A 9,946-nucleotide genomic window follows, 5' to 3' on the forward strand; every position below is an offset into this window, starting at 1 on the left:
ATCCTGGCCGACACCCTGCACGGGACCGAGCGGGGTGTGGTCGTCGACTCCCCGCCGGGCGCCGGCAAGTCCACGCTCGTGGTCCGCGCGGCCCGGGAGCTGGCCGCGGCCGGGCGCCGGCTGATGGTGGTGGCGCAGACCAACGCGCAGGTCGACGACCTGGTGCTGCGCCTCGCCGCCAAGGATCCGGAGCTGAAGGTCGGCCGGCTGCACAGCAGTGACGGGGACGCCTACGATCCGGCGCTGCGCGAGCTGCCCTCGGTCACCCTGTCGGCCAAGCCGAAGGATCTGGCGGAGCTGCCGATCACCATCTCGACGGCGGCCAAGTGGGCGTTCGTCAAGGACGTCGAGCCCTGGCAGCACGCCATCGTGGACGAGGCGTACCAGATGCGTTCGGACGCGCTGCTGGCCGTGGCCGGGCTGTTCGAGCGGGCGCTGTTCGTGGGCGATCCGGGGCAGTTGGACCCGTTCAGCGTGGTCGGCGCGGAGCAGTGGGCGGGCCTGTCCTACGACCCCTCGGCCTCGGCGGTGAGCACCCTGCTCGCGCACAACCCGCAGCTGCCGCAGCACCGGCTGCCGGTGTCCTGGCGGCTCCCGGCGACGGCGGCGCCGCTGGTCTCCCGCGCCTTCTATCCGTACACGCAGTTCCGCAGCGGTACGGGCCCGGGCGAGCGGCGGCTGGCCTACGGGGTGCGCTCGGACGGGTCGGGGCCGGACCGGGTGCTGGACGAGGCCGCCGAGGCGGGCTGGGGCCTGCTGGAGCTGCCGGCGCGGCACACGCCGCGTACCGACCCGGAGGCGGTGCTGGCGGTGGCCGTGGTGGTCCGCCGTGCTCTGGACCGCGGGGCGGTGACCTCCGACGAGCAGCGCCCGGAGCCGGCCCCGCTGACGGCGGACCGGATCGCGGTCGGTACGGCTCACCGGGACCAGGCGGCCGCGGTCCGCGCGGCGTTGGCCTCGCTCGGGGTCACGGGGGTCACGGTGGACACCGCGAACCGGCTGCAGGGCCGCGAGTACGACCTCACGGTGGTCCTCCATCCGCTGTCGGGCCGCCCGGACGCGACGGCCTTCCATCTGGAGACGGGCCGGCTGTGCGTGCTGGCCTCCCGGCACCGGCACGCGTGCGTGGTCGTGGCCCGGGCGGGCATCGCGGAGCTGCTGGACGACCATCCCTCGACGGAGCCGGTCCAGCTGGGCGTGACGGTCAAGTTCCCGGACGGCTGGGAGGCGATGATGACCACGTGGGATCTCTGGTCCGACCATCGCGTCTCCTGGCGGCCGTAGACCGCCTCGGCCTCAGGCCCCGGTCACTTCATCCAGCTAAGGGCTGACCCGTAATCCCCGGTGGATCGGCGCACGGCGTCGGATGCGGTGCATCGCAAGGCGGAGGGGCGCCCCCATACTGGGCGCATTCGGGCGTTCCGACAACGCGGCGAGGTGCCGTGGCCGGCGTCGTGCGCCCGCCGGGGATGACGGGACAGCCCTTGGGCCGTCTCGCACGTACGGATCTCCGGATGTACCGGCTGATGCCCGCAGTGCGCCGGGCGCGGCCGGTCGGGGGAATCTGGCGGCGCCTGCGCGGTATCCCGGGGGGATGCGGCCACCATGGGGCCGACCCGTCCGGGGTGGGCGGGGTACGCACACCCGTCCGTCCGCCGATCCGGAGGCGCCGTTCTGACGAGAGTCCCCCGACGGCCGGCTCACGACTTCCGTCGGGCGCCCAGCCGTTCGCGGAGCACCTCGCCGACCTCGGCCAGGGTGCGCAACTGTTCCGGCGTCAGCACGTCGATGAGGTGGCGGCGCACGGACTCCACGTGGAGCGGGGCCGCCTCCGTGATCATGGTGACGCCGGCAGCGGTGAGGACCACCTCCGCACCCCGGCCGTCGCCGGCCACCTCCTCGCGGCGGACGGCGCCGCGCCGCTCCATGCGGGTGAGCTGATGGGACAGCCGGCTGCGGGACCAGCGCATCAGCTCGGCCAGTGCGCTGATGCGCATGCGGTGGCCGTCCGTGGAGCCGAGCACCGACAGGACGTCGTAGTCGGCTTCGGAGAGTCCGCTGTCCTGGGTGAGGTCGCGCGCGATCTCGGCGTTGACCAGCGGGAACATCCGCCGCCACGCGTACCAGGCGTCCTGTTCGGACTCGGTGAGCCAGCGGGGCCCGGGCTCCGGTGCGGGGGTCATGTCCGCCACTCTAGCCAGGTCGGTGACACATCACTCACCTGGTTGACACGTCACCCATATTGCCGCTTCTATAGGTGACACATCAACAATCAACCCGACCGGGAGCGCTCACCATGACCCGCCTGCACGTCATCTCCGCCGCCACCCGCCCCACCTCCGCCGGTCGCCCCCTCGCCCGCTGGGTCACCGAGCGGGCCCGCGAGCGGGGCGGCTTCGACGTCACCTCCGTCGACCTCGCCGAGATCGCCCTGCCCTTCCTCGACGAGCCCGAATACGCCTCCACCGGCAACTACGCGCACCAGCACACCCGCGACTGGAGCGCCCTGGTCGACGCGGCCGACGCCTTCCTCTTCGTCCTGCCGATGTACAACGGCGGCTTCACGGCCCCCTTCAAGAACGCCATCGACTTCCTCTACAACGAGTGGAAGGGGAAGCCGGTCGGCATCGTCAGCTACAGCGCCGGCCCCACCGGCGGCGCCCCGGCCGCCGAGATGCTGATGCCGGTCCTCACCCGGCTCGGCATGCTGCCCGCCGAGCGCTCCGTCGCGATCCCGGGCATCCCCAAGCTGCTCGGCCCCGAGGGCTTCCAGGCCCCGGAGGCGCTCGCGGGAGAGCTCGCCGGGGTCCTGGACGACGTGGCCGAACTGGCCGAGCAGCGCGCCGCCGAGGCCGTCACGGTGTGATCAGGTTCCCCGCCGGGTGGTCGTCCGCGGCGCGCGCGTGCGGCCGTACGCCGGTGAGCGGGGCGTCGGCGGCGGCATAGCAGGCGGGACGGGGGGCCCCGCCCACACCCGCCCGGCCGGCACCGCGACGGGCTCACCGGTCGCCGGGTCCGGGCGGTGTTGTTCCGATGCGGATATCGGCGCCAGCCGGTCAGCTGTGCGACTCCCTCGCCACTGAGCCCGCCGCTCTGCTCGTGGGTCCCATCGGCCGTACGGGTGTTCCAGCCGCTCGCGCAGGGGTCTTGCGTGGCGTTGGACAATGGACGGTGGCCCGGAATCACTTCGCACGCGCAGCAGGAGGACACGCATGGCAGAGCCCGAGCGGACCGAGCGGCGGCTGCGGCCGGCGCCTCTGCTCTTCGAGCCCTCGGAGGCCGTGGCGGACCCGGAGCACTTCTTCGACCTGGAGTCGATCGAGGACCCGCGGGAGCTGCTGGCCCGTGCGACCGAGCTGACGCTGGCCTTCCGGGCCGCGCAGGATCGGGCGGTGGAGTTCCAGGCCCTGGCGGCGGCCCAGCTGGCGGATCCCCGCCGGTTCGACCGGCTCTCGCCGGCGTTGATCGCCGAGCAGGCGGAGTGGACCGAGGACTACGCCCGCAAGATGATCGAATTCGGCGAAACGCTCCAGCGAGGCGCGGGTACGCCCTGAGGGCCGCTTGTCCCTTGATCCCCGGTGGATCGGCGCACGGGGTCGGATGCGGTGCATCGCAAGGCGGAGGTCCGGCAACCGCGTCGATCAGCCGTGCCTGCCCGCACGGCACGCCGCCCCTCCGCCTTCGAGGGGCGCACCATACTCCGGTGGCATACCCGCTGTCCCCGTTTTCGGTAACTCGCGGATACCGGTTCGCTACGGCGGGTAGACAGTGGCATATGACGACGTTGACGAAGGCTCCCGGCTGCACCGCCCTCCACGCGCGCGCCGAGCGCACCCGCACCGCGCCCGCCACCCACGTCACCCCGCAGGGCGCCGCCTGGCTCACCTCCGCCGCCGCCCACCCCCGGCGCACCCTCGCGGTGTGGGAGGCGCGGCCCGGGCTGCCCGCCACGCTGCCCTGCGGGGATCCCTTCGACATCGTCAACGTCCCGCTCATCCTCGGGCGCCGCATCCTTGACCTGCTCTGGGCCGAGGGACCCGGCTCCGGGCCGGCCGCCGTGCACCGCGGCCGGATGCTGCTGTTCGCCGCGCCCGGCACCGCCCACCGGCTGCCCGCCCTGCTGGCGTGGGAGGAGTGGGGAGGTTCCCGTACCGCGCCGACGCCGCTGTGCCACGGCCGCGGTGACGCCGTCACCGTGCCGCCGCTGGCCGCCACGCCCGGCCAGTCCCGGTGGCTCGTGGCCCCGGACGCGCGCGAACCCTGGCTTCCCGGGCCCGAGGCCCTGCTCTGGGCCTTCGTACGGGCGGCCCGCAGCCCCGCACCGACCGGACCTGGGGATATCGATTTTTCGTTCCGCGGATCCTCCTGCTAATGTCTCTCTCGTCACCAAGCGCCGCTAGCTCAGTTGGTTAGAGCAGCTGACTCTTAATCAGCGGGTCCGGGGTTCGAGTCCCTGGCGGCGCACAGCGAGGTAATCGCCTGACAAGGCCGTTCTCCCTTCGGGAAGAGCGGCCTTTGGCGTTTGTGGTCTACGTTGTACGGGTCGCGCGCACCAACCGAGGAAGCACTCATGACTGGCAAGAGCGATCTGTGGGAGGCCCTGGCCGGCGAGCACGCGGCCGCTCTGCGGGGCCTCGGCATCCAGGTCCGGTACGCGCCCGGAGACGTGATCCTGCGTGAGCACGAGCCGTCGACGCACGCGATCTTGCTGCAGGAAGGCATCGCCAAGGTCGTGATCACCGCGGACACCGGCCACGAGGTCATCCTGGGGCTCCGCGAGGCCCCCGACATCGTGGGCGAGATGGCAGCGCTGGACGGCCAACCGCGGTCCGCCTCGGTGATCGCGAAGACCGCCGTCACGACGACCATCGTCACCGCCGCTCAGCTCAACGGCTTCCTGAACGCGCACCCGGAGGTCCTGCGCACCCTGGTGCGCATCCTGACGGCCCGGCTCCGCCAGTCGGATCAGGCCCGTTTGGAAATGGCGTCCCAGAACGTCATCCAGCGCATCGCGACGCAGCTCGTCACCCTCGCCGAGCAGCTCGGCACCTCGCCGGGCGGTCCGGACTCCCCGCCGTCGGCCCTGCCCATCACCCAGGGCGAGCTGGCGGCGATGGTCGGGGCGTCGCGCGAGGCCGTCGCCAAAGCCCTGAACCTGCTGCGCGGACAGGGCGCGGTCACGACCAGCCGCGGCCGGATCGCCGTCATCGACCTGCCGGGCCTGCAGCAGCTGGCGGCCGGCAACAACGCCTAGAACCGGTAATTTTCACACTCCTTCCATGTAGAACTGACGTTGTGTTAGCGTAGCCGTATGCACATGACCGTGCGCAAGACCTTCCTCGGCCTGGACATCGTGGGGTTCACTCGACCCGATCGCACCGACAGCGCCTGTCTGGCGATGCGACGGGTCTTGTACGACGCGCTGACCACCGGTCTCCGGAGGGCAGAGATCCCACCCGCGGCGTGCGAGATGCTCGACCGCGGGGACGGCATCATGAGCCTCCTCGATGCCGCCGTCGAGCCCGGCCTCCTGGTCGACACCGTCGTGCCGTCGCTGGCCGCGGCGCTCCGCGACCACAACGCGGGGGCCGCACCCCACGAGCAGATCCAGTTGCGTGCCGTCCTGCACACAGGAGTGACGATCCAGGACGAGAGAGGCCATGTCGGCAGGGACATCAGCCACGCCTTTCGGCTCTTGGACGCTCCCGAACTCCGGCTCGCCCTTGCCGGCGGCCGTGCCGAGCTCGTCCTGGCGGTGACCGATAAGGCATGGCACCGGCTACGGCCGGATCAGCGCCGACCGCCCGGCAGCCGGTTCCGTCGCACCCTGCTCAGTACGAAAGAAGCTGCCGTTCAGGCCTGGGTGGCGATCGTGGCGCCCGACCTGCTTCCGGTCAGCTGACCGCATCCAGTTCTTCGATCGTTCCGCACGGCGGGTGTGCTGCGCCCAGGACAGGAACCGCAGCCCCTCACCGCTCAGTCACGCCGAGAGACGAGGACACGACGTCATGGACAGCACCACCCCGCCCTGGCTCGACGGCCGGCCCCGCGGAGAGCAGCCGGAGCCGCAGTCCGGCTGGCGGATGGCCGCACTGCCCGTGCCCCTTCCGCGCAATGCGACGAAGGCCGTCGCGCACTACCGCGGCATGGCACCCGCCGGCCTCGCCGTCTACATCCCGTTCGGCGATGTCCACGGCGAGACCCTTTGGGCGCTCGTGATCGTGATCGCCATCCTGGTGGTGGGCGACATCGCCGTCACATGGCGGCGCGCCGCCCCCGCATGACCCGTCGGCAGGAACCCCGGAGGCCCCCACGCGAGTGGGGGCCTCCCTCTTCTCCGGTGGTCAGGTCGTGATCTTCACCGTGTACGCGCCTGACCGGGTTCGGTCCGCCACCTCGATGGTGATCCGCTCCCCCGGCACGGTGTACGTCTCACCCACCTCCAGCGGCGCGTCCGCCAGCGGCGGGTACACCGAGCGGTCCCAGCACGCCTCCGTCGACGGGTGCGCGTCCAGCACCTCGATGGGGCCGCCGCCCGACGAGGCCTCGTTGCGCACCCGGTAGACCAGGACGCCCTCCGTGCAGGTGTCCCCGTCGTTGCCGGCGGAGCCCCGCGCCTCGACGGCGATCGCGCTGCCGGGGCCCGTACGGATCACCGCGAGCCGGGTACCGCCCGTACCGCCGCTCAGCGGCGCCTGGGCCAGCGGCTGCAGGGTGTGCAGCGAGGTGCCCGTCTGCACACAGTCCACCTGGGAGGCGTCGAGCCAGCCCAGCTTCCACTTGTGCCAGGCGAAGAGGTCCGGGGCCATGCCGAACTGGCTGCCCATGACGTCCCAGTCCCCGACGTACGTGTCCCAGTCGCCCTTGCCGTCCGTGGGCCGGTGGTAGAGGTCGGGCAGGTCGAAGACGTGCCCGGTCTCGTGGGCCAGGACGTTCCGGTCCGGCGGGTGGCGCTCGAAGACGGTGACGATCCGCCGCAGTTCCGTGCCGTCGGCGACGATCGGGTGCTCGAAGTTGACGACCTTCGTGGCGTCGGAGTCCACGCCGGGAGCGTCCGGATCGGCGACGAAGTAGACGACGTCGTACTTGCGGAAGTCCACCTGGGCGTCGGCGGTCGCGACCGCGTCCCGCAGGTAGGAAGCCCGGTTCCCGGCCGCCCAGTCCCGCTTTATCCCGTACGCGGTCGACGGCTTGGGCATCTGGATCCACTGCTTCTGCGGGTGCGGGGCCAGCCGGAACCGCCCGTACGAGGCCTGCTCGAAGAAGTCGCTGGTGGCGGGGAAGTAGTCGCCGACGATCTCCTCGGTCTTCAGGGTGCTGCGGTGGTCGGGGAAGGAGAGGAAGACCATCACGGCGTCGAGGGTGCGCTCCGGCTTGGGGTAGGCGCCGTTCCAGGTGTCCAGGCCGAGGGAGTGGTGCGCCGAGGTACGGGTCAGCGCACAGGGTCCGGCTCCGGAGTCGGCCGCCACCGCGGGACCGGCGACGAGCGACATGGCGGCGAGCGCCGTCAGGGAGGTGAGCGCCGCGCCGGCACTTCGCAGGCGCGGGCGTTCCACTCCCCCGGGTGTCTGCTGACGCGCCACATCGACCTCCCGGTGGTGGATTTATGCCTGTTCATCCACCTTGAGGCGATTGTCTTACTAATGCCCTGTTCCGCTGCCCCACACGAGTGAGCAATACGGCAAGTCGGTGACCCCCGAACTTCACGCCTCTGCCTACAGAACGTCACGACCGATCACCTGAGATCAGCGGGAGCCGCCGCATGCTCAGAGACGCGCAGAAACGATCGCCCGGTCGCGCGTCAGCAATCCGTCATCACGCCGAACTGAACCGTCTCAACCGGTGGCGCCGCTGGATAGGGCCTCCCGGCAGCCTCTATGATCGGCACACTTTCCTGCGCGGACACTCACGAACACTGCGGGAGCCAACGGTGAGCGGAACCTCAGAAGGAACCGGTTCGGCGGCCGACAGCATCCGATCGGCCATTACGGAGCGTCACCCGACAGTGGCGGCGGTGCCGTCGGCACCGGCCACTCAGGCCACGTCGGCGTCGTCGTACCGCGCCGACTCCGACCTGCGCGACTACCGGGCCGCCTTCAACGCGGCCCACCTCGCCATGGCCGTCGTCGACCGCGAGGGCTACGTCGTCGCCGCCAACCAGGCCTTCGCCGGGCTGCTCGGAAGCGAACCGCACGCCCTCGTCCACCGGTCCGCCGCCGATCTGGTGGACCTGGCCGCGGAGGCCCGCACCTGGGCCGCGTACCAGGAGGTGCTGCGCGGCCGGCAGGCCCGGTTGCGCTGCACCCGCCGCCTCAAGCACCCCGACGGACACTCGCTCTGGACCGAGGTCACGCTCGGCCCCGTCCCCGGCACCGGGGACGTCCTGCTGTCGGTGAACGACATCAGCGACCGCCGCGACCTCCAGGCCCGGCTGCGCCACCTCCAGATGCACGACCCGGTCACGCACCTGCCCAACCGTGCGCTGTTCTTCGAGCGGCTCTCCGCCGCCCTGGAGGCCTCCTCGTACGAACACGGCGGCGGCACCGGCCGGATCGGGCTGTGCTACCTGGACCTGGACGGGTTCAAGGCGGTCAACGACACCCTCGGCCACCGGGTCGGCGACCGGCTGCTGACCGCCGTCGCCGCCCGGCTGACGCAGTGCGCCGACCAGTCCGGCTACGGGCGCACCGGCGGCCACCTGGTCGCACGCCTCGGCGGCGACGAGTTCGCCCTGCTGGTCGAGGACTCCACCGGCACCGAACAACTCGCCGACCTGGCGCGGAGCGTGCTGGCCGCCGTACAGGAACCTTTCGACCTGGCCGGGCAGCGGCTGTCGGTCTCCGCCTCGATCGGGGTCGTGGAGCGGGCGGCGGCCGGCACCTCGGCGACCGGGCTGATGCAGGCCGCCGACACGACCCTGTACTGGGCCAAGGCGGACGGCAAGGCGCGCTGGACCCTGTTCGACCCGGAACGCAACGCACACCGCATGACCCGCCAGGCCCTCTCCTCGACGCTCCGGCCGGCCGTGGAGCGGGGCGAGTTCGAGCTGGAGTACCAGCCGCTGGTGGATCTGGAGAGCGGCGCCGTGCGCGGCGTCGAGGCCTTGGTGCGCTGGAACCACCAGCAATTCGGCACACTCACGCCGAATCGGTTCATCGGGATCGCCGAAGAGGACGGGTCCATCGTCCAGTTGGGGCAGTGGGTCCTGCGGACCGCCTGTCGGCAGGCCCGGCGCTGGCAGATCGAACAGCCCAGCGACGCGCCCGTCTTCGTGTCCGTGAACGTCGCCGTCCGCCAGGTCTGGGACTCCGACCTCGTGGGCGATGTCGCGGAGATCCTGGCCGAGACGGGCCTCGCCCCGCAGCTGCTGCAGCTGGAGCTGACCGAGTCGGCGGTGATGGGCTCCGCCGGACGCCCCCTCCAGGCCCTCCAGGCGCTCAGCGACATGGGCGTGCGGATCGCGATCGACGACTTCGGCACCGGCTATTCGAACCTCGCCTACCTCAGCAGGCTTCCCGTATCGGTTCTGAAACTGGACGGTTCGTTCGTCAAGGGATTCCGCTACGAAGAGGGCACGCACCCGAACCCGGCTGACGAAACGATCGTCGAAGCCCTGGTCCAGCTCGCCCACCGGCTCGGCCTGACGGTGACCGCGGAGTGCGTGGAGACCGCCGGACAGGCGGCGCGGCTGCGGCGCGTGGGCTGCGACACGGGTCAGGGCTGGCTCTACTCGCGGGCGGTGGCCCCGGAACGGATCGCCGAGATGATCGGCACCAGGCCGGGCGCGGAGCACCCCTGCTGATCGTTCGCTCGGCTGACCCGTCCCGCGCTCGCCCTGGCCGTCGGCGCCCTCGCGGTCGGCCGGTACCAGCTCTGACACGAGAAGGCCGGACCGCCCGTCCGCACCCGGTCCGGATCATGAGCTTCTCCGCGCGCTCCCTGCACC

9 protein-coding genes, 1 tRNA gene and 1 pseudogene are annotated in these 9,946 nt (G+C 71.7%); 9 read left to right on the top strand and 2 right to left on the bottom strand.

Translation table 11 applies throughout. From position 1 onward, the window contains the following. The coding region (locus ACWGIU_RS18380) for an AAA domain-containing protein (protein ID WP_453707033.1) at positions 1–1,284 on the top strand (1,284 nt) is incomplete at its 5' end. Between the two features lie 416 nt (positions 1,285–1,700). Here ACWGIU_RS18380 and ACWGIU_RS18385 read toward each other — a convergent pair. Further along, complete coding sequence (locus ACWGIU_RS18385) at positions 1,701–2,183, bottom strand: MarR family winged helix-turn-helix transcriptional regulator (RefSeq protein WP_453707035.1); 483 nt, start codon at positions 2,181–2,183, stop codon at positions 1,701–1,703. A 113-nt stretch (positions 2,184–2,296) separates the two neighbouring features. On the opposite strand from ACWGIU_RS18385, the gene ACWGIU_RS18390 reads away from it, so the two are divergent. From ACWGIU_RS18390 to ACWGIU_RS18420, 7 genes and pseudogenes are all read left to right on the top strand, one after another. After that, entirely contained in the window at positions 2,297–2,866 is a 570-nt protein-coding gene (locus ACWGIU_RS18390; RefSeq protein ID WP_453707037.1) for an NADPH-dependent FMN reductase, read from the top strand. A 346-nt stretch (positions 2,867–3,212) separates the two neighbouring features. Then, positions 3,213–3,554 (top strand): hypothetical protein, encoded by a 342-nt coding sequence (locus tag ACWGIU_RS18395; protein WP_453707039.1) that lies wholly within the window; start codon positions 3,213–3,215, stop codon positions 3,552–3,554. Positions 3,555–3,775: 221 nt separating this feature from the next. Then, a pseudogene (locus tag ACWGIU_RS18400) lies at positions 3,776–4,400 on the top strand (bifunctional DNA primase/polymerase). Then, positions 4,391–4,464 (top strand) — tRNA-Lys (locus ACWGIU_RS18405). Before ACWGIU_RS18400 ends, ACWGIU_RS18405 begins: the two are co-directional and overlap by 10 nt. A gap of 106 nt (positions 4,465–4,570) precedes the next feature. After that, on the top strand, positions 4,571–5,254 hold the full coding sequence (locus ACWGIU_RS18410; protein WP_453707041.1) for a Crp/Fnr family transcriptional regulator: 684 nt from the start codon (positions 4,571–4,573) through the stop codon (positions 5,252–5,254). A 57-nt stretch (positions 5,255–5,311) separates the two neighbouring features. Further along, entirely contained in the window at positions 5,312–5,902 is a 591-nt protein-coding gene (locus ACWGIU_RS18415; RefSeq protein ID WP_453707043.1) for a hypothetical protein, read from the top strand. Between the two features lie 106 nt (positions 5,903–6,008). Then, complete coding sequence (locus ACWGIU_RS18420; RefSeq protein ID WP_453707045.1) at positions 6,009–6,284, top strand: hypothetical protein; 276 nt, start codon at positions 6,009–6,011, stop codon at positions 6,282–6,284. Between the two features lie 60 nt (positions 6,285–6,344). Here ACWGIU_RS18420 and ACWGIU_RS18425 read toward each other — a convergent pair whose 3' ends face one another. Further along, a complete protein-coding gene (locus ACWGIU_RS18425; protein WP_453707047.1) occupies positions 6,345–7,556 on the bottom strand; it encodes a M6 family metalloprotease domain-containing protein in 1,212 nt (403 codons plus the stop codon). 374 nt (positions 7,557–7,930) lie between these two features. On the opposite strand from ACWGIU_RS18425, the gene ACWGIU_RS18430 reads away from it, so the two are divergent. Then, complete coding sequence (locus ACWGIU_RS18430; protein ID WP_453707049.1) at positions 7,931–9,802, top strand: putative bifunctional diguanylate cyclase/phosphodiesterase; 1,872 nt, start codon at positions 7,931–7,933, stop codon at positions 9,800–9,802. The last annotated feature ends 144 nt before the right edge of the window (positions 9,803–9,946 follow it).

Source organism: Streptomyces sp. NPDC054840 (assembly GCF_053611065.1).